At 46.2% G+C, this 23487-nt stretch carries 15 protein-coding genes and 1 tRNA gene; 3 read left to right on the top strand and 13 right to left on the bottom strand.

The genetic code is table 11. The features are described from left to right. The 3 genes from narH to ACR63N_RS03070 form a co-directional block, all read right to left on the bottom strand. Positions 1 to 1539 (bottom strand): nitrate reductase subunit beta, encoded by a 1539-nt coding sequence (gene narH, locus ACR63N_RS03080; RefSeq protein WP_367105242.1) that lies wholly within the window; start codon positions 1537 to 1539, stop codon positions 1 to 3. 69 nt (positions 1540 to 1608) lie between these two features. Then, the gene (locus ACR63N_RS03075; RefSeq protein WP_367106358.1) at positions 1609 to 5364 is read right to left on the bottom strand and encodes a nitrate reductase subunit alpha; all 3756 of its coding nucleotides are present in this window, start codon (positions 5362 to 5364) and stop codon (positions 1609 to 1611) included. A 392-nt stretch (positions 5365 to 5756) separates the two neighbouring features. Then, positions 5757 to 7136 (bottom strand): NarK family nitrate/nitrite MFS transporter, encoded by a 1380-nt coding sequence (locus tag ACR63N_RS03070; RefSeq protein WP_367105240.1) that lies wholly within the window; start codon positions 7134 to 7136, stop codon positions 5757 to 5759. A 309-nt stretch (positions 7137 to 7445) separates the two neighbouring features. Between ACR63N_RS03070 and ACR63N_RS03065 the strand changes: the two genes are divergently transcribed. Next, a complete protein-coding gene (locus ACR63N_RS03065) occupies positions 7446 to 9566 on the top strand; it encodes a histidine kinase (RefSeq protein ID WP_472782435.1) in 2121 nt (706 codons plus the stop codon). Positions 9567 to 9648: 82 nt separating this feature from the next. Next, positions 9649 to 10308: a two-component system response regulator NarL gene (narL, locus tag ACR63N_RS03060; RefSeq protein ID WP_367105238.1), complete on the top strand. Its 660-nt coding sequence runs from the start codon at positions 9649 to 9651 to the stop codon at positions 10306 to 10308. 99 nt (positions 10309 to 10407) lie between these two features. On the opposite strand, the gene ACR63N_RS03055 is transcribed toward narL, so the two are convergent. Continuing rightward, positions 10408 to 11886 (bottom strand): MFS transporter, encoded by a 1479-nt coding sequence (locus ACR63N_RS03055; RefSeq protein ID WP_367105237.1) that lies wholly within the window; start codon positions 11884 to 11886, stop codon positions 10408 to 10410. A gap of 221 nt (positions 11887 to 12107) precedes the next feature. Between ACR63N_RS03055 and ACR63N_RS03050 the strand changes: the two genes are divergently transcribed. Next, positions 12108 to 12491, top strand: a complete 384-nt coding sequence (locus ACR63N_RS03050) for a TehB family protein (RefSeq protein ID WP_367105236.1) — start codon at positions 12108 to 12110, stop codon at positions 12489 to 12491. A 143-nt stretch (positions 12492 to 12634) separates the two neighbouring features. On the opposite strand, the gene bhcD is transcribed toward ACR63N_RS03050, so the two are convergent. The 9 genes from bhcD to ACR63N_RS03005 all read right to left on the bottom strand — a co-directional run bounded on the left by bhcD (position 12635) and on the right by ACR63N_RS03005 (position 23483). Then, complete coding sequence (bhcD, locus tag ACR63N_RS03045) at positions 12635 to 13636, bottom strand: iminosuccinate reductase BhcD (RefSeq protein WP_472782434.1); 1002 nt, start codon at positions 13634 to 13636, stop codon at positions 12635 to 12637. A 123-nt stretch (positions 13637 to 13759) separates the two neighbouring features. Further along, complete coding sequence (gene bhcC / locus ACR63N_RS03040; RefSeq protein ID WP_472782433.1) at positions 13760 to 14914, bottom strand: 3-hydroxy-D-aspartate aldolase BhcC; 1155 nt, start codon at positions 14912 to 14914, stop codon at positions 13760 to 13762. A gap of 263 nt (positions 14915 to 15177) precedes the next feature. Beyond that, complete coding sequence (gene bhcB, locus ACR63N_RS03035; protein WP_472782432.1) at positions 15178 to 16158, bottom strand: beta-hydroxyaspartate dehydratase BhcB; 981 nt, start codon at positions 16156 to 16158, stop codon at positions 15178 to 15180. A gap of 39 nt (positions 16159 to 16197) precedes the next feature. After that, on the bottom strand, positions 16198 to 17361 hold the full coding sequence (gene bhcA / locus ACR63N_RS03030) for an L-aspartate--glyoxylate aminotransferase BhcA (RefSeq protein WP_472782431.1): 1164 nt from the start codon (positions 17359 to 17361) through the stop codon (positions 16198 to 16200). A gap of 624 nt (positions 17362 to 17985) precedes the next feature. Beyond that, positions 17986 to 18062 (bottom strand) — tRNA-Val (locus ACR63N_RS03025). A 163-nt stretch (positions 18063 to 18225) separates the two neighbouring features. Further along, complete coding sequence (locus ACR63N_RS03020) at positions 18226 to 20523, bottom strand: transglutaminase TgpA family protein (RefSeq protein WP_472782430.1); 2298 nt, start codon at positions 20521 to 20523, stop codon at positions 18226 to 18228. Beyond that, a complete protein-coding gene (locus ACR63N_RS03015) occupies positions 20520 to 21608 on the bottom strand; it encodes a hypothetical protein (protein WP_367106350.1) in 1089 nt (362 codons plus the stop codon). Before ACR63N_RS03015 ends, ACR63N_RS03020 begins: the two co-directional genes overlap by 4 nt. Before the next feature lie 83 nt (positions 21609 to 21691). Continuing rightward, positions 21692 to 22726: an AAA family ATPase gene (locus ACR63N_RS03010; RefSeq protein ID WP_367105227.1), complete on the bottom strand. Its 1035-nt coding sequence runs from the start codon at positions 22724 to 22726 to the stop codon at positions 21692 to 21694. 184 nt (positions 22727 to 22910) lie between these two features. Further along, positions 22911 to 23483, bottom strand: a complete 573-nt coding sequence (locus tag ACR63N_RS03005) for a c-type cytochrome (RefSeq protein ID WP_367105226.1) — start codon at positions 23481 to 23483, stop codon at positions 22911 to 22913. Positions 23484 to 23487 lie beyond the last annotated feature (4 nt).

Raw genomic sequence — 23487 nt, 5'->3', positions numbered from 1 at the left:
TTAGGCCTCCCACTTTTGTACGGTATCGATAAAATCACGACGGTTAGTTTTGCGTTGTCCGAACATACTATTGTCAGATTGTCCTGAACAGCCCTCACCAAAGCTAAAGCCGCAGCCATTACGCTCAGCAAAAGCATCACTCAATGCCTCTTCACGATGCGCGGTCGGGATCACAAAGCGGTCCTCATAATTTGCAATAGCAAGGTAGCGGTACATCTCTTCCACTTGATGCTTGGTCAGACCGACATCATCCAAGATGCTTTGTACTTCTTGCTTTTCGACCAGCTGCATACGCTTGTAGCTACGCATAGCCAGCAGACGTTTGAGCGCCAAACGTACCGGTGCTTCATCACCTGCGGTGAGCATATTGGCAAGGTAGCGTAGCGGAGTACGCAGGCTATCGACATCCGGGATGAGACCATCCATGCCTACTTTGCCCGCTTCGGCCGCGTTTTGAATCGGTGATAATGGCGGTACATACCAGACCATGGGCAAAGTGCGATACTCCGGATGTAGCGGTAGTGCCAGTTTCCAATCCATCGCCAGCTTATAAACTGGGGATTTTTGTGCCGAGTCAATAACCGACTGCGGAACACCATCTTTTAGTGCTTGGGCGATAACCACAGGATCGTTAGGATCTAAAAATATATCCAACTGTGCTTGATAAAGATCTTGCTCATTAGGGACGCTAGCAGCAGCAGCGATCTTGTCTGCATCATATAAAAGCACGCCTAGATAGCGGATACGGCCAACACAGGTCTCAGAACAAACCGTTGGCATGCCCGCCTCAATCCGTGGATAGCAAAAGATACATTTTTCTGACTTGCCCGACTTCCAGTTGTAGTAAATCTTTTTGTAAGGACAGCCTGAGATACACATGCGCCAGCCGCGACATTTTTCTTGGTCAATGAGGACGATACCATCTTCTTCACGCTTATAAATCGCGCCGCTAGGACACGCCGCCACGCAAGTAGGATTGAGGCAATGCTCGCACAGACGCGGCAAATACATCATAAAGGTGTTTTCGTACTGTCCATAAATATCGGCTTGAATATTGTCAAAGTTCTTGTCTTTGCGGCGCTTTTCAAACTCCGAGCCCAAGATCTCCTCCCAGTTCGGTCCCCATTCAATCTTTTGCATACGCTTGCCGGTGATGACTGAGCGCGGACGGGCGATGGGTGAGTAATTACCGATGGGCGCGGTATGTAGATGCTGATAATCAAAATCAAACGGCTCATAATAATCATCGATCTCAGGCAAGTCAGGGTTGGCAAAGATATTAGCCAGTACCCTAAACTTACCACCGATGCGCGGGTTTATAGTGCCGTTGGCATTACGAATCCAGCCGCCCCTCCATTTATTTTGATTCTCCCACTCTTTGGGATAACCGATACCGGGCTTGGACTCAACATTATTGAACCAAGCATATTCCATCCCCTCGCGAGTGGTCCAAACGTTTTTGCAAGTGACCGAGCAAGTGTGACAACCGATACATTTATCGAGGTTAAGCACCATGCCGACTTGTGAACGAATTTTCATAAGGTGTGCTCCAAGTACTCATATAAGTACTGATATAGAAAGTATTAATATAAAATGTGCTACTAGCTATCAATCAATAGTCGTTGGTAGTGGACGCGGTAGGGCGTCATCCGGTTTTTCTTCCAACCAGTCGATTTTTGACATCTTGCGAATGACCACAAACTCATCACGATTACAGCCCACGGTGCCGTAATAGTTGAAGCCATAAGACTGCTGCGCGTAGCTACCAATCATATGGGTCGGCTTCAAGATAGTACGAGTGACCGAGTTATGAATACCGCCGCGAATACCCGTTTGCTGCGAGCCTGGTACGTTAACCAGCTTTTCTTGCGCGTGATACATCATCACCATGCCTTCTTTGACGCGCTGACTGACAATAGCGCGAGCAGTAATAGCGCCGTTGGCATTGAAAACCTCAATCCAGTCGTTATCGACGATATCCGCTTTTTGGGCATCCACTTCCGACATCCAAACACAAGGACCACCGCGGCTAAGTGTCAGCATCATTAGGTTTTCAGAGTAAGTACTGTGAATACCCCATTTTTGATGCGGTGTTAAAAAGTTCAGCACAATCTCTTTATTACCATTGGGCTTAGCGTTTTTGATAATTTCTGTAGTTTTGGTATCAATAGGTGGACGATACTGCTGCATTTGCTCGCCAAACGCTTGCATCCAAGGATGGTCTTGATAAAACTGCTGGCGGCCAGTAATGGTGCGCCAAGGAATCAGCTCATGAACGTTGGTATAACCGGCGTTATAGCTCACCTCATCCGACTCGATACCTGACCACGTAGGGCTTGAGATGATTTTGCGCGGCTGGGCAACGATGTTTTTGAAGCGTATCTTTTCATGCTCGCTTGATTTGGCCAGATGCGTATGGTCGCGGCCCGTAAATTCCGACAGCGCCGCCCAGCCTTTAACCGCTACATGTCCATTGGTTTCAGGTGCTAGCATCAAAATCATCTCTGAGGCATCAATAGCGGTATTGATGCGCGGACGGCCTTCAGAGATACCCGGCTCAGTGACGCGGTGATTGAGATCACCCAACTGCTTCACCTCCGTTTTCATATCCCAGTTCAGCCCTTTTGAGCCGTTACCTAATTTTTCTAAGGCAGGCCCCATGGAGGTGAACTTCTTATAAGTGTTGGGATAATCACGCTCAACGATCTTAATCATGGGGCAGTTTTTACCAGGAACGGGTTTCTCGCCCGCTGTTTTCCAGTCGGTACCGCCAAAGGGCTGTGCCAGCTCGCCCGGACTATCATGCTGCATAGGCAGGGTAACCACATCGGTCTCAACCCCTAAGTGACCTTTGGTTAATTCAGAGAAGGTTTTAGCAATGCCTTTGTATATCTCCCAATCAGTTTTGGACTCCCATGCAGGATCTGTCGCCGCTGTTAGTGGATGAATAAAGGGATGCATGTCTGAGGTATTCATGTCATCTTTTTCGTACCATGTAGCTGTTGGTAGAACGATGTCAGAATACAAGCAAGTTGAGGACATGCGAAAGTCCAAGGCAACGACCAAATCAAGCTTACCCGTTGGACCTTTTTCGACCCAGTCGACTTCTTTGGGCTGCAAATGGCCGGTAGGGTTTTCATCATTCAAGAGACCATTTCTTGTGCCTAAGAAATAGTGCAGCATGTATTCATGACCCTTACCTGATGAGCCCAAAAGGTTTGAGCGCCAGATGAACATATTACGCGGGAAGTTGGCTGGATTGTCCGGGGACTCACAGGCAAAGCGTAAGCTGCCTTCTTCCAGAGAGTCCACCACATGTTCTTCAACACCTTTACCTTTTGCCTGCGCTTCGGCGGCAATGGTCAATGGGTTACGATTCAGCTGCGGCGCTGAGGGTAACCAGCCTGCCCGCTCCGCTTGAATGTTGTAATCGAGCATGTGTTCTGGGAAGAATTTTTTATTGGCATTAGGGGATAATATCTCATGCGCGGAGATAGTCTCATGACGCCACTGTGAGCTGTGTGCATAAAAGAAGCTAGTGCCGTTCATATGACGCGGTGGACGCTGCCAGTCAAGGGCAAACGCTAGCGGCAACCAACCGGTTTGCGGGCGCAGTTTTTCTTGCCCCACATAATGCGCCCAGCCGCCACCTGATTTACCGACGCAGCCGCAAAGCATGAGCATATTGATCACACCGCGATAGTTCATATCGAGGTGATACCAGTGGTTCATGCCCGCACCGATGATGATCATCGATTTACCATGCGTTTTATGCGCGTTTTCAGCGAACTCACGCGCCACTTGAATAACGCGCTCACGACTAAGACCAGTAATTACCTCTTGCCATGCGGGCGTACCCGGAACGCTCGCGTCGTTATAGTCGTCAGTAACGTGCTCGCCGCCGACACCATTATCAACGCCAAGGTTGGCAACCATTAAGTCAAATACGGTCGCGACTTTGGCAGTAGTGCCATCAGCCAACTCTATGGTTTTACAAGGAACTACTCTGTGTTGTATTGGCTCGCCGGGTACTGAGGTGAAGTGCGGATGATCGACATGACCGAAATAATCAAAGCCAACTTGGCAGGTCTCATTACTGTCTTTTAGGGTAAGCGTTAGGTCAATCTCTTTACCGGTTGCGCCATTTTTTTGCTCAAGATTCCATCTGCCTTTCTCGCCCCAGCGGTAGCCAACCGAGCCTAAAGGTGATACCAGCTCGCCATCATTGTTAAGACCAATGGTTTTCCACTCTGGATTGTTTTCTTGATCCAAATTGGCAACCAAGTCGGAGGCACGTAGATAGCGGCCCGGACGACGTGCGCCCTCCTCTCCTTCTAGCATGACCAATATTGGCAAATCAGTGTAGCGCTTGGCATAATCTAAGAAATAATCACTTGGCTTCTTGAGATAAAACTCTTTGATAATCACGTGACAAAACGCTTGCGCAACGGCCGCATCCGTACCTTGCTTTGGGTTGAGCCACAAGTCAGTAAGCTTAGCCATTTCAGCATAATCAGGCATGATAGAGACGGTTTTGGTGCCTTTATAACGCACTTCGGTAAAGAAATGCGCGTCCGGCGTCCGCGTTTGCGGTACGTTTGAGCCCCAAGCAATAATATAGTCAGAGTTGTACCAATCGGCAGACTCTGGCACGTCGGTTTGCTCGCCCCAAGTCATAGGAGAAGCTGGCGGCAAATCACAGTACCAGTCATAAAAAGACAAACAAGCCCCGCCAATAAGGGATAAGTAGCGCGTGCCCGCCGCGTAGCTGACCATTGACATCGCCGGAATAGGCGAGAAACCAATAATGCGATCAGGGCCATAAGTTTTGGCAGTATAGACATTACTGGCAGCGATGATCTCGTTGACCTCCGCCCATGTTGAGCGAATAAAACCGCCAAGTCCGCGCTTGGATTTGTACTGCTCAGCTTTGATGGGATCTTCTACGATGCTCTCCCATGCATCGACAGGATCTGGGTACCGAGCTTTGGCTTCACGCCATAATTTAAGTAGCGGCTTACGCACTTTAGGATATTTGACGCGGTTGGCGGAGTACATATACCAGCTATAGCTAGCACCGCGAGGACAACCGCGCGGTTCGTGATTAGGCAGATCAGGACGGGTTTCAGGATAATCGGTCTGCTGAGTCTCCCATGTGACTAGACCATTTTTGACGAATATCTTCCATGAGCAAGAGCCGGTGCAGTTGACACCATGCGTCGAGCGCACGACTTTGTCATATTGCCAGCGGCTACGATAGGTGTTCTCCCAAGCACGCGACTCATCACGCGTCTCACCGTGGGCATCGGAGAACTCACCTTTTTTGCGGGTAAAAAAGCGGAATTGATCGAGTAAATGACTCATGTGTCTATCCTTTATTTTGCAATCTAAGTTTATGTGCTATGAGGTTTGGCCTTAGTACTGATTTATGTGTACTGATTTATGTGTGCTGATTTAGCTCTCATATACTAATTAGGTTCACAGAAGCTAAAAGTGATAAAACTGCTGCTATATCATCATTCTAATGAGATGATAGAGGCCCTACTATTAGCTAATATGAGCAGCGCGCTACTCCTTAAGTGGTAGCCCTTATATAAATTTAGCTATAAAAAAGTCGCAAAAAAACAAGGTGAAAACAAAGATTTAGTCACCCTAAAACCAATTTATTTCAAAAACAAAAAAAAGCTACTTACTCTAAGTCAATAGCGTAAGTAGCAAAACGAATAATAATATTAAGTTGAATACTTTAAAAAGCGCTAGCAAGGTATCTCAGCATTACTGCGACTGTAATACCACCACGTCAGCACAATACAAACAAGGTAGTAGATAATCAAAGCGATAAAAGTACCAAACACGCCCAGCCCTGAGCCAAACATCTTGGGTACAAAAAAAGCACCATAAGCGGCAATAGCAGCGGTGAAACCGACGACGGCAGCAGACTCTTTACGGATCTCAATAAACAGCTCTTCTGTGCCCGCTTTACTAGGCTTGAGCCGCTCTAAAAAAGTTCTAAAAATAACCGGAATCATGGTAAATGTAGAGCCATTACCGATACCCGTGGTAATAAATAGAATCATAAAAGAGATGAAATAACCGACAAAACTGCCCGCTTTGGTCTCGCTAGGTAAAAAGTACATCACCCCAAGCACGGCAATGACCATGACAATATAATTCCAAAAAGTGACCTTGGCGCCGCTAGTTTTATCAGACAACCAACCTCCAAATGGACGAAATACTGCGCCTACAAATGGCCCTAAAAAAGCATATTTGAGTGGATTGATATCAGGAAAAGAGTTTTTGATCAGCATCGGGAACGCCGCTGAAAAGCCAATAAACGAGCCAAAGGTTGCCATATAAAGGATACACATGATCCAGTTGTGTTTGCGCTTAAAGATGACGGACTGATCTTTAAAAGAGGCTTTGGCAGAGGAGATATCATTCATCATAAACCAAGCAGCTATCGCTACAAACAAGATAAAAGGCACCCACACAAAGCCTGCATTTTGTAAATACAATGTCCTACCAGCCTCAGTGATTTGCGGCGCGCCACCTAATGCACCAAAAATGCCTAAACCGATAACGATAGGCACGACAAACTGCATGACAGATACGCCCAAGTTACCAAGTCCCGCATTGAGACCAAGCGCTGTACCCTGCTCAGCTTTGGGGTAGAAAAAAGAGATATTGGACATGGATGAGGAGAAGTTGGCGCCGCCCAAGCCGCAAAGCAGCGCAATGATGGCGAACACGCTAAAAGGCGTATTGGGGTTTTGTACCGCAAAGCCCATCCACAATGCGGGAATCAATAAGGAGGCGGTTGAGATAGCCGTCCAGCGCCGACCGCCAAAGATAGGCACCATAAAGGAGTAAAATATACGCAAGGTTGCCCCGGTCAATCCCGGTAGCGCGGCGAGCCAAAACAGCTGCCCGTCGTCAAAAGCGAAGCCAATCTCGGGCAGATTGACAATAACCGCGCTCCAAACCATCCACACGGCAAAGGCCAGCAGCAGCGCTGGGATCGATATCCATAAATTACGCGTGGCAACTTTTTTGCCCCCGCCTCTCCAAAATTCTTCTACCTCAGGACGCCAGTCGGTGATGAGCTTACCGCCTTTTGTATAGTATTTATTGCTCATGCTATGCCTCACTTAGTATCGTCTACGCTTGTTTTATTAGATTAGCGTTATGTCTCACTACTGCTAAAATCAGTGATGACTTACGGTACTAGGCGGGCGCTATCAATAACATTCATACATGGTAGTAGAGAGATAGCTTAAGGGAGTAAAATCGCTATATCATGTTATCTACTGCTTTAGAGGTATATAAAAGGTCAACGGGTTGGTTATAATTTAATATAAGCGTTTATATGCTTTAATATTTAAGTATTAATCTTAAAGATAGACTCCTCAAAATTTGCTTCCATGATAGGTAAAAACTGACACATTATGCATAGGATATTTCGACACTCCTTACCCGTTCAAGCTTTAGCTTCCGTGTTTGCGATCGCTATATTGTGTTTTATATCGGCTTTAGGAAGTGGCATGTTGGCATGGGTATCAGAGGCGGATGCTCAAGCCATCAATACCGCAGGATCGATACGCATGGCCACCTATCGCATCAACTTCCAAATTGCCACCGACTTTACAGCAGATAGCTCTGCTAACTTAAGTATCGCCACTGAGCAAATTGGTTTACAAAACGCTTTGCAAAGTCCAATAAAAGACGCTGCACTTGCCTCTAATCAGTTAAACCATGATCCCTTGAATGACTCTATAAAAATACCTGTATTGGTTAAAGATATGGAGACTAGACTACAGAGTTTACGTGAGTACCAGCGCGCTTATGCTAATGAACATAAAGTCATCAACGAGCAGCTGGAGCGTATAGAGGCGCAGTGGTTTGATCATCTAAAGCCTATTTTACTGTCGTCAAACAAACCACTGTTTTATACCGCCTCCCCTCAGTACATCCAAGACGTCGATAATTTTGTCAATGAATTACAGTATAGAAACGAGCAAAGACAGACTTGGCAGCAGCTCTTACAAATGGCGTCACTACTATTAACCGTCGTTATTATGATGATTGGTATGCACAAACTGCGGCGCAACGTGTTGATACCCGTCCAGCAACTGATCAATGCTAATAGCCAATTTAAGCGTGGTAAACGCGATACTAGACTCTCCATATCTGGCTACACAGAGTTTAAAAAACTCGGAGACTCTTTTAATGAGATGGCAAGCACGATTGAGGTTTATCAGCAGTCCCTTGAAAGTGAGGTGCAACTAAAGACCCAGCATCTAATCAAGGCCAACCAAGCATTATCCTTGTTTTATGATTTTTCCAAACAGCTCACTACAAGTCCGGTAAGCTTACATAAGCTAGATACTTTAATCACTGAGTTTGGCGATATATTCCCGCATTTAGATTTTACACTTTGTATTCAAAGTAACCTCATAAATGATAAAGACAGCATCGCTTTGCACGATAGTAAAATGCGCGAGCTATGCACCAAGCTTACTTGCGACAACTGCGTTATTAAAGAAAATGAATATATACAAACTTATCCCATCACGCATCAAGATACCGAATTTGGCGATTTAAAAGTCAGACCTAAATCTGTTTTACTCACTAATACTGGGGCATCAAAAGAGAGCAATAAACCATCAGCGCCGACTTCTCGTATTCACATGGTAGAGGCGGACGAGGCTTATCTTGATTATAGAAATAGCGAGCTGATCGTAGCACTTACCAATTTAGTAAGTACCGCCTTATCACTGCGCAAACAAAGACAACAAGAGCATCAGCTTATCTTATTGGAGGAGCGCTCAACCATCGCAAGAGAGCTTCACGACTCTTTAGCGCAGTCCTTGTCTTATTTAAAGATTCAAGTCAGCGTACTTGAGAAGCATTTAAAAAAGCGCACTGCTAACGTCCAACAAGGCGCTAAGCAAAACACTCAAAAAGAAGTAGGAACGGCGCCTGACGATGCCAATAACACCATCGTCTGGCAGCATATTGAGCAAATAAAAACTGGTCTTAGCTCCGCCTATCAAGAACTGCGCGACTTGTTGACTACTTTTCGTCTCACTATTGATAGTGCCAACTTCGACGAAGCCCTATATGAGGCGGCTGACGAGTTTGCGGCCAAAGGTCGTTTTGAGGTCAAAGTAAACAATCAAATCATGTCTTTAAACTTAACGGCAACCGAGCAAGTGCATCTGATTCAGATCATAAGAGAAGCGCTATCTAATGTTAGTCGCCATGCTCATGCTAAAAACGTCGTTATTGATCTAGGCTACGATGATGAAAGCAACTATATCGCTATGCAGGTTATCGACGATGGTATTGGTATGTCAGGTACGGTCAATCAGACCCAGCATCATGGACTGATGATTATGAAAGAGCGCGCTTATAAGCTTGGCGGCGATTTAATAATAAAGAGCAACGAGGCCACAGACACTACAGGTACCAGTGTTATCGTCAGGTTTATACCCAGTTTTTTCAACGACTATATGACTGAGCAAGCAAGCAACATGACTGAACAAGCAGATAACTACAATAACTAAGTATATAAAGCTGAGCATCTAAAGCTAGGCATCTAAAGATTTAACTTTTAGTCCCTGTCCGTTTTTAACTTGTGAGTGTTTTATGGCTACTACCGTTTATACCCCGTCCTCTCCTGCTAAGCTGCTATTAGTAGACGATCACCCTATGCTGCGCCGCGGAATAGCTGAGCTGTTGAGTCTTGAGGACGACGTAGTAGTCGTTGGGGAGGTCAGTAACGGTCAAGAAGCGCTAGAGTTTTTGGCGAACCATGAAGTGGACCTTGTGATACTAGATCACAAGATGCCTGTGCTAACAGGCATTGAGACTCTAAAAGAGATTAGAGCTAGAAACATCGAAGTAAAAGCACTGTTATTCACTGTCTCCGATAGCGGCGAGGACGTACAAGAAGCGCTAAAACTAGGAGTAGATGGTTACCTATTAAAAGATATGGAGCCTGAGCTGATTATTACTGATATCAGAAAAGTGCTACGCGGCGAGCTGGTCATCAGTCCCAATCTGGCTGCAATACTGGCGCAGACCTTACGTAAACCCAGTATTGATGATATAGCTGGTAATCTGACTAGTAGAGAGCTGCAAGTCATTCAAATGATCGCTGAAGGTATGAGCAACAAAATGATTGCCAACAATCTCAATATCGCAGAATCTACAGTAAAGGTGCACGTCAAACATATCCTCAATAAAACTGGTCTGCGAACTCGCGTAGAGGTAGCAGTTTGGACAGTCAATCATTTGTCAAAATAGCTTCTTAATTTACATAAAGCCCAGTCATGCATATCATCAAAAAGCCACCTAGCGTTACGGTTAGGTGGCTTTTTTAATAGGCAAATAGTGATATCAGTACTAGGCCTGCTCAGCTGCAATCTGACGATCCACTGATGACATTTGATACTCATCACCAAAGGCACCTTCAGGTTCTTTTAGCCAAAAGAAACACAATACCCAAGCAATAAAGGCACCGATTGCAATAATAAAGAAGAACTGATTTGGCTCTACAAAGGTAAATATAAACAGATAGAATACCGCGCCCACGTTACCATAAGCGCCCGCCATACCTGAGATCTGTCCGGTTAGGCGGCGTTTGATTGAGGGAATAATACCAAAAGTCGCCCCTTCTGCCCCTTGTACAAATACAGAACACAAAATGGTAAAGACAACAGCGATAAATAATGGCCATTCTGCATTTAGTAGTCCCATGAGCCCAAAGCCGATACCAATGCCGAACATATAAATCAACATAACTAAGCGGCGATTACCGACCTTATCAGAGATATAGCCTCCTAGCGGTCGCGCCCACAAGTTAACAAAAGCAAAGGTTGACGCCACAAGTCCTGCTACCGTAGGATCAAGCTGCCAGGTCGCGGCAAAGAACATGGGCAGCATAGACACTACAGCAAGCTCAGCACCAAAGTTAGCAAAATAGGTGACGTTAAGCGCGGCAACCGAGGTGAACGGGTATTTATCGTCCTCAGGGATACCTGCTTTGATAAGCGGTACGTTGACCCTAATTGCTTTGTAAATCTGATAAATCACAGCGACCGCGATAAGAGCATAAAACCCCCTAGCGCCAGTTTCGCTCAAAAACCCCATGTTTTGTGTACGATAAACCAATACGCCCAAGATGCCATATAAAGGGATAATAAATAGACAGTATAATAAAAGATCCTGCCAGTTTGATACCTCGAGCGCGCCTGCCTTACGCGCTTTTTTGTGGGTATCTTCTGTGGGCCCATCGGTGATTAAAAACCAATACGCCACGCCGTATAAAGCCATAATCAGACCCGATAAGGCAATCGCCCAACGCCAGCCATCATCACCGCCAAAAAACTGCAAGGCCACCGTTGGAATGGTAATCGCAGCAGCCGCTGAGCCAAAGTTGCCCCAGCCTGCATAAAAGCCTTCAGCGAAGCCAATATCTTTGGGTTTAAACCACAGCGCCGTCATATGAATACCAACGACGAAACCAGCCCCAACAATAGACATAAATAGCCGCGCTACAAAGAGCTGCATGGCGGAGCTACCAAAGGCAAAGAACCAAGTCGGTATTGCCATTACCACCATCAGTATGGAAAACACGCGCCTAGGACCAAAGCGATCGAGTGCCATACCGACAATCACCCGCCCCGGAATGGTCAAAGCCACGTTGGCAATCAAAAACAATTTAATGTGATCAGGGGTTAAGTAGCTTTCGGTCGCCAGCATAGAGGTTGCCAGCGGTGCCATATTGAACCAGACATAAAAGGTAAGAAAAAAAGCAATCCACGTATAGTGCAGCGCTCTTATTTCACGGCGCTCCATCTCCAGTAGCTCTTTTGCATGCATAATAAACACTCCATCCTAAATTTAGACAGCTCTGATGGAGATAATTTAGCAACAAGAAGTAGGCTTAACTATTGAGCAAAAGCAGTAGGCGCGCCGCGTTTAGTACTACTAATTAGTAATACTAAATAGGGATTAAGAGGTAGTGCTGATCCTGACCAAATCTATTAAGCTAGTTAAATAGTTGATACCGTATAAACACTCTAATCAATTAAGGAGCTACCATGAACCGTGCGATTATCCCCAGTCACTGGAAAATAAAACGCTCAACACACTTTTTTACTAAGGATAAAGTTCCCAAAGCTTTACTTACGCATCACAATACGGCTGAGGGCGTGTTCGGTCAGATTTGCGTCATGCAAGGAGAAGTCACCTTTTATGGCTTTGCCAATGAAGCGGCTACCGAGCCTGAGCAAACTATAGTGATCAAAGCCGGAGAGTTTGCTGTCAGCCCACCGCAGTATTGGCACCGCGTGGAGTTAAGCGATGATGCGCAGTTCAATATTAACTTTTGGACAGAAAGCGATACTGGCAATAAATCCTTATTTAATAGCTCCACCATTCATAGTAAGCCTATCGACAAATTGTTTGATAAGCCGGAGGAGTAAGAATAGTTTGGAAGATTTCAACATAAAAATCCCCAGTCGATAAACTGAGGATTTTTTTGTTGAACTAAATTTGGTAGGTGTAACTGCTTGCTACTCGCCTCGTTTCACGAAATTGTCTCGCCAATAAGACTATTAGTTTGAAGTTACAACGAGATATGCTGAGCTTTGCCTTTTTCAACGGCAAGTCTGGCAGCGGCAGAGGCGACCGCTAAATCTTGCAAGCCTACGCCAGTGCCATCAAAAAGGGTAATCTCATCTTCATTGCGGCGACCCGGATGCATGCCATTGATGACATCGCCAAGGGTAGTAATGTCACTCTCTTTGATAGTGCCCGATTTAATGGCGTGCTGCGCTTCACCAAGGCTAATAGACTGCGCGATCTCATCGGTAAATACCGTGGCCGAGGCTAGCAGATTGGCATCCACTTCCTGCTTACCGACGGTATCAGTACCCATACAAGCGATATGCGTACCCGGCTTGATCCACTCTTTCATCAGCAGCGGCTCAAAGGCCGAGGTGATGGTAATAATCACATCCGCCTCAGAGCATAACTGCTCACGCTCAACTGATTCAAACGGGATACCCATTTCCTCAGCAACCGCCTGTAAGTTCTTTAAACGATATTTATTGCCATTCCAAGCCACAACTTTTTCAAAACTGCATTGTTCAAGGGCGGCGCGTAGCTGAAAGGTAGACTGATGACCCGCGCCAATCATGCCTATCACTTTGCTGTCTTTACGTGCCAAATGCGCAATCGATACGGCAGAAGCGGCAGCGGTACGTACCGCGGTTAAGTAGTTGCCGCCGACGAGCGCGCGTAGTTTACCATTATCAGGATTGAACAAAAATATCGTTGATTGATGATTGGTCAAGCCTTTGGCTTCATTGCCCGGCCAGTAGCCGCCTGATTTTAGACCAAGCGCCTTGCCCGCCCGATCAAAGCCTGATTTAAAACCGTATAGCGCATCAGCGTAGCCAATGGCTTCACGAATAACGGGGAAGTTATAAGCATCCCCTTTTGACATTGACGCAAATACATTTTCCACCGCGCTAAAGGCAGAATCACGATCGATGACTGACTTACAAGCGGCTTCTGAGACGATTATTAAGCCTTCACTATCATTAACACTGTTGGCATCACTCATTATAAATTCCTTTTTATATTTTTAATTTATACTTCTCATATCTTAAATAAAAAGGGGCTATTGTAGGCTAAAGCTACAACAGCCCCTTTGCTTTACAATCTAAGCTAGCTAAACCAGCTGCTCTTAGTACATTTTACCGCGTGCCGATACCGGCCATACGGTCTCAACTTCACCGTTACGCACGCCTACATAAAAATCGTGCACGTTACAAGTCGGATCACAGTGACCGGGAACTAGCTTAAGCTTTTCATTGATCGCAAGCACGCCGTGCGGATCGCTGACCACGCCGTGCTCATCTGAACATTTAACATATTCTACATCGTCGCGGCCATAGACAAAGGGCAGGCCACTATCGACAGATTGTGCCTTTAGACCGGCATCAACGATGGCTTTATCAGGTTTGGCATGGCTCATCACCGAGGTCAGTAAGAATAAGGCGTTTTCCCACTCGCCGGCATCAATACGGTTGCCATCCTCATCTAAAATCCGGCCGTAATCGGCGTCCATAAAGGCATAAGAGCCGCACTGCAATTCGTTATACACGCCTGAATTACTCTCAAAATAATAACTGCCGGTGCCGCCACCTGAGACAAACTCTGGTTTAAGACCGATCGCCTCAAGTGCATCAACCGCTTCTTGAACCTGATCGATAGCCGCTTGGGTTTTAGCCTTACGATCGCTGTAGCTATCCATATGCTGCATCGCCCCTTGATAGGCCTGAATACCGGTAAAGTTTAGATTGTCAGCGGCGTCAATGGCTTTGGCGATCTCTACCACCGCTTCAGTCGTCGTTACTCCGCAGCGTCCCGCGCCACAATCAATCTCAATATAGCAGTTAAGCTCAGTGCCGTTTTCGCTGGCTGCAGCGGATAATTCAGCGACGTTATCGACGTCATCGACACAAACGGTAATCTTGGAGCCCATTTTGGGTAATTTTGCTAAGCGATCAATTTTGGCCGGATCACGGACTTGGTTGGATACCAGTACGTCTTTGATGCCGCCGCGTACAAACACTTCAGCCTCAGAGACCTTTTGACAGCATACACCCACCGCATCGCCAAGCTCTTGTTGCAGTTTTTGTACATCGACAGATTTGTGCATTTTACCGTGGCTACGGTGGCGCATATTATGCGCTTTAGCATAATCGCCCATCTTTTTGATATTGCGCTCAAGGGCGTCTAAATCTAGGATCAAACACGGGGTTTGAATATCCGCTTCATCCATGCCAACGGCTGCCGGAACGTTGTATCCTACTTCTAATTCAGCTGTAACTGCCATGTTAACTCTCCATTTCTTTATGCATTATATGGGGTGAATAGTACGTCTTTGACTACTAGCAGGGGATTACTAATAGCATAGATTGAACTAACTAGTTAAACTAACTAAAGGTGCGTTGAAATTTGCGCATAACAAGCACTGAATGAACGCTTGATGGGTGCTTAGCTTGTCTATCGCTAAGCTTGGTTTGAAGTTTGTTTATTAATATGTCGTTGCTGCTATTTAGCTGCTGCTTTGCCCTTACTTAAGTTTGCCAGCTGATTTTAATTCCAAGGCAATTTGTCAAGATCGACGTTACCGCCGGTGATAATGACCCCAACCTTTTTCCCAGCAAAGACATCTTTATTCTTTAAAATAACCGCCAGCGGAACCGCGCAGCTTGGCTCAATAATGATTTTCATATGCGTCCATGTCAGCTTCATGGCTTCAACGATTTCATCCTCGGTCGCGGTCAAAATATCCGTGACGTAGTTACTGACAAAGTGCCATGTTAGATCTTTTAGTGGAACTTTTAAGCCATCAGCGATGGTGTCCGGCGCATCATCAGCGATGATATGACCGGCATGTAGTGAGCGTGCAGCATCGTCCGCATTGACAGGCTCTGCGGCATAGATTTTGACGTCTGGCGCTAGGTTTGACAGGGTCAAGCAGGTTCCTGAGATCATACCGCCGCCGCCGATGGGGGCGACCACCATATCAGGCTCAACGCCGATCTCTTGCATTTGCTCCAAAAACTCACGCGAACAGGTCGCTTGTCCAGCAATCACGCGGGGGTCGTTGTAGGGATGGACAAAGTCGCCGCCCGTTTGGGCTTGTACTTTGGCAAACACTTCCTCGCGTGAAGTGGTTGACGGCTGGCATTCTGTGATGATACCACCGTAACCTCGTACCGCCGCTTTTTTGGCCTCCGGCGCGCTATAAGGCATGACCACGTTACAGGGCACGCCGCGCTGACCTGCCGCGTAAGATAAAGACAAGGCATGATTGCCTGAGCTGTGCGTGCAGACGCCGTTTTTGGCCTCTTCATCAGAGAGTCCAAACACCGCGTTAGAGGCACCGCGAACTTTAAATGCGCCAGCTTTTTGGAAGTTTTCACATTTAAAAAACAGCTCACAGCCGGCCATCTCATTTAAAACTCTAGAGGTCAGTACTGGGGTGCGATGAATGTAGGGTTTGATACGCTCATGCGCCTCTAACATATCATCAAGGGTTGGAATGGTTAATCCGTCATCGTTTGTTATCATAAAAACAGTCCTTGTAGGTTGTTATTGATGGCGTGTTATTTAGTGTTTACGGTAATACTCTTGCGCCGCCGCCATACCTTGACCTAAAGTGATGGGATAATCTAAATCCGCCATCGCCATCTCAATCGTTGCAATACCTGATAGAACCATAACCTCGGTAAGTGAACCTAAATGCCCTATTCTAAAGGCACGGCCATCCATCTCCCCTAACCCTACGCCAAAGGAGATGCCGTATTTATTAAAGGCGTGCTCCACCAGCTCGTTGCTATCAAAACCCTCAGGAACCAAGATAGCACTCACCGTATCAGAATATAGATCGGGAGACTTGGCACATAGCTCAAAGCCCCAAGCATCAACGGCTCGGCGTACGCCCTCTGCTAGGCGGTGATGACGCGCGTAGACATTCTCAAGCCCTTCTTCAAAGAGCATGTTAAGACTTTCTCGCAAACCATAAATCAGTTGTAGCGGCGGGGTATAAGGAAAGCCGCCTTTGGCATTGGCCTTGCGCATATCACGAAAGTCAAAATAAGTACGCGGCAGTTTGGCTTGCTCCATGGCCGCCAGCGCTTTTTGGCTAACCGCCAATACCGCCATACCCGTTGCCAGCATAAATCCCTTTTGTGACCCAGCAACCGCAATATCTACGCCCCACTCATCCATTTTAAAGGGCACCGAAGCAATTGAGCTGACCCCGTCGACGAATAAAAGCGCGGGGTGATCGGCGTTATCCATAGCCCGGCGCACCGCACCAATATCACTTAACACACCCGTCGCAGTCTCGTTGTGCGTGACTAGTAGCGCTTTTATTTCATGATTGCTATCCGCACTTAAAACTTCTTGAAACTGATCAGCTGGCGCCCCCTCTCCCCAAGGCCGTTCGATAACCTCTACATCGAGTCCGTGACGCTGACACATATCAATCCAGCGATGCGAGAACATACCGTAGCGGGCGATCAATACTTTATCGCCAGGTGACAAGGTGTTAGTAATAGCCGCCTCCCAGCCGCCAGTGCCGCTAGAGGTAAACAAAATAACTTCGCCATCCTCGGTGCCAAATACTTTTTTGGCATCGGCCAGTACCGGCAAAAAGGTATCAGAGAAATTGGGAGCACGGTGATCTAGGGTCGGCACGCTCATCGCATGACGCAATCTTTCGGGAATATTAGTAGGACCGGGGATAAAAACTGGGTTTTGTAGTGACATAAAGTACATCCTTGTAAGTGTATTAAGGTTACACAAAAATGATATAGGCAGGGGATCAGGCAAATTTTATGCAAGAGTCTTCCTGACTCATACAGTTTTGTATTTGGATTTAGCTGAGTTAAAACTTGACCATGTCAAGAGAACGAAGTTGCAGGTGGTTGTCACTCGAATACTTACTGCGTTCTTTTTATGGCGCTTTTGGCGGTAATACTTTGTAGGAATGATCGATGGAGAGATTGGCGCTAAAAAGCGTAATTTCTCAACAATCGACTAATATCTAACATCAACAGGAAGTTGATATTTTTAAAATACTCTCAAATTTGCCTTTTTACAAGTCTATTTTAAATAATTTTTAAAATAAGCTTACTGAGAGATTGATTAGTCTGGTTTAAAGCTTAGTATGACTGTGCTTATAACTTATCCTGCTGATGTATTACTTTAAGCTTATGATATTTTAAAAACAGCCATACCTTGGCTACCATCCATTTTTCCATCAAACTAACAGAAGGTTAAATAATAATAAAAACAAGAGAGTCAGAACGCTGTAACTTGTCTCAAAGCCATATACTAAAGACGAAAAAAAACCTCAGCTTGATAGCCGAAGTTTTCTTTTGGAACTAAATTTGGTAGGCGTAACTAGATTCGAACTAGCGACCTCCACCATGTCAAGGTGGCGCTCTAACCAACTGAGCTATACGCCTATTTAGGTCAAGCATTTTAGCAAGTTCTTGAGACTTTGCAAGTGTTTTTTAGCGAAAGGCTAACTATTATTTGTATTATTGGTAATTAATTTTAAACCTGTTAAATTTAGCAGTGAAACTTCGTCTAAATTTAATACTCTGCACCATTTATAACCTTTCACTCTTACAATAGCCTACTTACATTATTCTTAAGCTCTTGTAGTACTTGCTGATAGTCAGGATCACTGGTCTCAAACTCACTTAAGCGCCCATAACGTAGCTGACGATAGTCTTGTTTGATTTGCTCAATATACTGCCGAGTCAAGGCCAGATCATCTGTCGCTATCGTATTATTATCGGTAGTAAGATTGCCTGCTAGCCGCTCAAGCCATGCTAGCTGCCCTTCATTATCCTTGCGACCTAGCGTTTCATCATGCTTACCCAAACGTTTAGAGAGTTTAACCAATGGCAGATCTGCCGTATGCCAGAGCTTGCGTCTACGTCTCCAAATAATCAGTACCAATATACTAACCACTACTACCGCGCTTGCCGCCAACCACACCACTTGCTGCATAAATGAGCTGATATTAAGCCATTTAAGTAATGAGTCTGCTTGGCTTTCTTGATCGTAGCCCACGACGTCTTTTTGCCAGTAGTAGCTGGCTTGGTCGGAGAAACGCCGCAAAGCTTGGAGCATCTGATACTGCTGATAGCTAATCTGCGCGCCAGCCCCTTGCCCAAATAGCGCCGCGCCGCGCTCTTGAGTTAGATTATTCATGCCTTGCTCAACACGCTCAGGCGCAACAAAAGCCGTTGGATCAACGCGCCGCCAGCCCTGCCCTTCAAGCCAAACCTCCGTCCACGCGTGAGCGTCCATTTGCCGCACCTCCCACACGTTGCCGCCGCGACTCGGCTCCCCGCCTTGATAGCCGGCAATGACTCTTGCTGGAATACCGGCGGCACGCATCATAAAGGCAAAGCTTGAGGAGTAATGCTCACAAAAACCAGCTTTAGTATCAAACAAGAACTCATCAATACGATTGTCATTAAGTCTTGGCGGCGATAAGGTATAGCGAAAGTCGTCTTGATTGATCCAGCGCTCAAGCGTTTGCATATAACGTATAGGGTCTGAACCTGATTCAGCAAATAACTGTTTGGCAAGGGCGCGTGCTTGCAGGTTGCCCTCGTTAGGTAGTGTTAAATTGATGCGGCGAGTATTATCATCGAGTACTGGATCAATACGCATGGGCGCAAATTGGATCGCCTCATAACGTAGCTGCTGGGTAATGGGCTGATTATTTAACAAGGTAAAATTAGAGGTCAGGCTGACATCTGGGCGCTGAGTAAAAGGATAATCAAGACCGTATAACCAGTTTTGCTGAGTCGGTTCTAAGATAATCTCATAGATACTAGGATTGAGCTTGGCTTCATCAGGTGCAGTCGCTAAAGCATTCTCCAGCCACTTAGGCGTTGGCTGGTTGCTGTCCCATTGCCACTGCTGCTCTTGGCTGCGCTGCCAAGTCACTCCATCAAAGTCGCTAAATACTAGACCGCGCCAGTAAAGCTCGCTTTGGGCTGGGCGTTTATCGCCAAATTCAACGCGAAAAGCCAGCGCAGTTGACTGTCCTAAATTAGCAAAATCACCTGGTGACATACTATCAGAGACGCCAGTTGTCGCTTGTTGTCCGGACAGTTGTACTGACCATAAAGGCGGCAAGCGCGGGAAGAACAAAAACAGTACCACTAGTAGTGGCAGCGCTCCAATACCCAAAACCCCTAAAGTACGCAAACGACCATCGCCGCGACTATTGCCGTCATCGTTAAGCGCAATAAAAGCTAGCAAAATAACGATTGCCCCTATAATGACCTCTAAGGTAGTAATTAACCCCTGATCCATTAAGAATAGCGCAGCGAGTACAAATAGCGATAAATTCAATACCACGTAGGCATCGCGAACCTTATACAACTCCCAAAGCTTACTGATCAAGCATAGCACCAAAAATGCCACGCCCATGTCTAGACCAAAAGTGGTGTTGTAGGTTAGCCACAAGCCTACCAGACCTAATAAGAATCCGGTCATTTGCACAGTTTGATATAGGCGTTTGAGATGGCGCACTTGCTTAAATCTTTGTTTAAGCTTGGCTTTGATATAAGGCAGCTGGGCGATAATAGCGAAGAAAGCAAAACCCATCAGCCACAGCGGCAGATGCGCGGCATGAGGAAAAATTACTAAAACTTGCGTGATCAATAGCCAATAATAAGCGGGTAGCGCCAGCAACTTGCTGTACCATTTACGCTTTGAATTAGCGCTATTATCGGCGGTGTTTTTTGATGCCAAGCTGTCTGCTGTTAAGTTGTCTGCTACTAAGTTACCTAAAGCTAAGTTCTCAAAGCTTGCAGGCGACGTTACGGTCGCAAAAGCTGACGAGGGCGGCAAAGGAATGCTGGAGGTCATATTAGTGACGTTTTTAGAGTCAATCATGGCGCTTTTGCCAAGCGTAGCAAACAGGACTGCACAAAGTCCTCTCCTTGTCCAATCACTGATTCTGCAGGACTCTCATTAGGAAGCTGCATAGTAAAAGGTACTCCACTTCGACCTAGCAGGGTTGCCCCATAAGCTAGCTGCGCAAGTTTTTGTTCATGATGTACAGCGGGCATATCAGCATAATTGAGGCTTTGTTCATGGCCAATAGGGTCAGCGAAGTGTTTGGTCAGCATACCCTGCCCTCTTGCCACGTGTGCCCACGATACCCGCGCCAACGACTCCCCTTCAATATAACTATCAAGGCGCTCAAAATCATCTTGACCTTGGCGGTGTTGAGTGTATTGTAGCGCTGTTGGCATATCCTTCAAGTTGGCCGCAACATGGCGCGTCTGCCGATCAAAAGCTAGAGGCTGCGGATAGACCCAAGCTGTCCGCGCAAAATACACATAAGACCACGCCCGCATAATACCAAGCGGATAAACCGTACTGACTTTTAGTCTAGGCAACTCAAGCTGACCACGCTTATAAGCAACGATAGGCAGACGAATAATTTGTTCACCGTGCAAGCGCGCCAGTAGTACTTGTAGTTTGGGGTCATTACTAAGCCGTTTATGCTTACGTTTACGCTTAAACTTACGATCATGGTCAATTGGTTTATCTAGCTGATGTTGCTCAAAGCCAAGTAGCAGCTGTCGTCTTGGCTGACGACTCTCACTACGCACTTGTAGGGTCACCCAAACTGGAGAGCCTACTTCTGTCATGGTCACCTCCAGCAACTGCACTTGTAGCCCAGATATCTGCAAAAAAGTCACATGAAAGCTGATAAGCCAGACACTAATCAGGTAAAAACACAGCCCTAAAACCAAATTATTGCCATAGTTAATGCCAGCGATAAAGGTGATCATCAATAGTACAGCGAACAGTAGCCCTTCGCGGCAAAAAAAAATATAAACGTTACGCAAATTTAAAGTCGCACTATCGCTTTTGGGCGCGCGCTTGGCAAACCAGCGCGACAATACTCCCGATAATTGCTCCGATACTGCGCTCATAGGCTGAGTTAAGAGGCGAGATAATACAGTCATAACGACCCTATCGTTGTCGGGTTAGATAGCTTTAGTTTAGATATGTTCATTTAGATATAGATCGTACTGATTAAAGCATCAACTTAAACAATCACTGGCACCTCATTTATAATACGCTTGGCAATAGATTGCGATAGTTGAGCGTCGCCAAGATGGGAGGGGATAAAGTGCTGACCTAATCTGTGATCTACCACGGCAGCGAACACTGCTTGAATATCCTCTGGCGTCACTTCTTGTTGGCCTGAGACATAAGCATAAGCTTGCGCTGCGCGCTGTAGTGATAGTACGCCGCGTGGTGATAGCCCATGATACTCTTGGCTTATTCGCGTTTTGGCGACCAAACGCTGCAAATAATCAAGCACCACCTCTGCCACAAAAACTTGCTGAACGCTTCGCTGCGCCAGCAATACCGCGTCGGTATTTAACACAGCAGCTAAGCTTGCCAGTAGCTCACGGCGATCTTGACCTTGTAGTAGCGCGCGCTCAGCGGCAGGGGATGGATAGCCAAGCGATAAACACATCAAGAACCGATCCAATTGTGACTCAGGTAAGGGATATACGCCCGCTTGCTGCATGGGGTTTTGGGTAGCAATCACAAAAAATGGCGATGCCAATGGGTAAGTTTGCCCATCTTGCGTTACTTGCCGCTCCTCCATGGCCTCGAGTAGCGCACTTTGAGTCTTAGGGCTTGAACGGTTAATCTCATCAGCGAGTAACAGCTGAGTAAAGATCGGCCCTCGGCGAAACTCAAAATCCTGCTTGATTTGATCGTAGATACTCATACCCAAGATATCTGCTGGCAACATGTCATTGGTGAACTGCACCCGATTAAAGGACAAACCCAATAGCTGCGCCAAACCTTGCGCAAGTGTGGTCTTGCCCATGCCCGGCAGGTCTTGCAATAACAGATGCCCGCCTGCCAGTACGCAGCTAAGAGCAAGCTTTACCACTTGCTGCTTGTCTAGTACCACGCGATTAAGCTGCGTGAGAAGCTGAGCAACTTTATCTTGGTTTGCAGTATACTCGTCGATAGTATGACTCTCTACCTCAACGTCTGTTTCTGATCGAAACAAGGTATTTGAGTTGGCGGATAAATCATAGGCAGAGCTTTGGCGCATAGTAAACTACCGATTTTATTGTGATGAGAACATTTAACTATTTATAAATAGACTCTGTCAAAGCCATGATTATAAATAATAAAGTGCTTTATTATAAAAAGATAAAAATTTATCAACTACTAAACTAACTATAGTAAAGATAAAGCGTGTTTATGTATTGAGTGCTATAAGTTAAAACTTGAGATTAAAAACTGGCCGCTGGTTTGTTTTCTGCGCCAGGTGCGATCTCAACTGCCTCGTTACTCATCTGCGTATGCTCATTAGTCAAGACGGGTTTGCCATCGCTAGCAACGACTGGAGCTGGCGCGCGCAGAGTAGACAAATAAGCGATAACATCAGCACGCTCACTAGCATCTGGCATCGGATCTGCAAGCATCTTAGATGCTGGCATAGCTTCTTCAACATCGGCGATATAAGGGTCCAAAGTTTTAGCGTCCCATACCCAGCCTGAGGTAGCTAGCCCTTCACTATAATCATAATCAGCCAACGCTGCCGCCTGCGCGCCATAAATGTTCATGAGCTGCGGCCCTTTTTTATTACTACCCGGGGTGAGCTGATGACACTGTCCACAGGCGTCCTCATAGATCAGTGCGCCATTATCAGCGTCTCCTACCATATATACTGGTAAAGTAACCGAATCGCGATAATCGGGCGGCGGACGCTTACAGGCGGTGAGTAGCGTAGATAGCATAAGTATAGTAAATAAAAGCGCTGCAATTAACATACCACTCATTGTGATATTGATCTTAATAGACATATTT

Source organism: Psychrobacter sp. M4, assembly GCF_055699795.1.
The sequence above is the reverse complement of the archived record's forward strand: the minus strand, read 5'-3'. Positions and strand labels throughout refer to the sequence as shown.

Excerpts from the sequence above, each read along its gene's own strand:
- ACR63N_RS03050 (WP_367105236.1), top strand. The coding sequence starts at position 12,108 with ATGAACCGTGCGATTATCCCCAGTCACTGGAAAATAAAACGCTCAACA.
- bhcA (WP_472782431.1), bottom strand. The coding sequence starts at position 17,361 with ATGTCACTACAAAACCCAGTTTTTATCCCCGGTCCTACTAATATTCCC.
- ACR63N_RS03010 (WP_367105227.1), bottom strand. The coding sequence starts at position 22,726 with ATGCGCCAAAGCTCTGCCTATGATTTATCCGCCAACTCAAATACCTTG.
- ACR63N_RS03075 (WP_367106358.1), bottom strand. The coding sequence starts at position 5,364 with ATGAGTCATTTACTCGATCAATTCCGCTTTTTTACCCGCAAAAAAGGT.
- ACR63N_RS03070 (WP_367105240.1), bottom strand. The coding sequence starts at position 7,136 with ATGAGCAATAAATACTATACAAAAGGCGGTAAGCTCATCACCGACTGG.
- ACR63N_RS03005 (WP_367105226.1), bottom strand. The coding sequence starts at position 23,483 with ATGTCTATTAAGATCAATATCACAATGAGTGGTATGTTAATTGCAGCG.
- bhcB (WP_472782432.1), bottom strand. The coding sequence starts at position 16,158 with ATGATAACAAACGATGACGGATTAACCATTCCAACCCTTGATGATATG.
- bhcD (WP_472782434.1), bottom strand. The coding sequence starts at position 13,636 with ATGAGTGATGCCAACAGTGTTAATGATAGTGAAGGCTTAATAATCGTC.
- bhcC (WP_472782433.1), bottom strand. The coding sequence starts at position 14,914 with ATGGCAGTTACAGCTGAATTAGAAGTAGGATACAACGTTCCGGCAGCC.
- narH (WP_367105242.1), bottom strand. The coding sequence starts at position 1,539 with ATGAAAATTCGTTCACAAGTCGGCATGGTGCTTAACCTCGATAAATGT.
- ACR63N_RS03015 (WP_367106350.1), bottom strand. The coding sequence starts at position 21,608 with ATGACTGTATTATCTCGCCTCTTAACTCAGCCTATGAGCGCAGTATCG.
- ACR63N_RS03065 (WP_472782435.1), top strand. The coding sequence starts at position 7,446 with ATGCATAGGATATTTCGACACTCCTTACCCGTTCAAGCTTTAGCTTCC.
- narL (WP_367105238.1), top strand. The coding sequence starts at position 9,649 with ATGGCTACTACCGTTTATACCCCGTCCTCTCCTGCTAAGCTGCTATTA.
- ACR63N_RS03055 (WP_367105237.1), bottom strand. The coding sequence starts at position 11,886 with ATGCATGCAAAAGAGCTACTGGAGATGGAGCGCCGTGAAATAAGAGCG.
- ACR63N_RS03020 (WP_472782430.1), bottom strand. The coding sequence starts at position 20,523 with ATGATTGACTCTAAAAACGTCACTAATATGACCTCCAGCATTCCTTTG.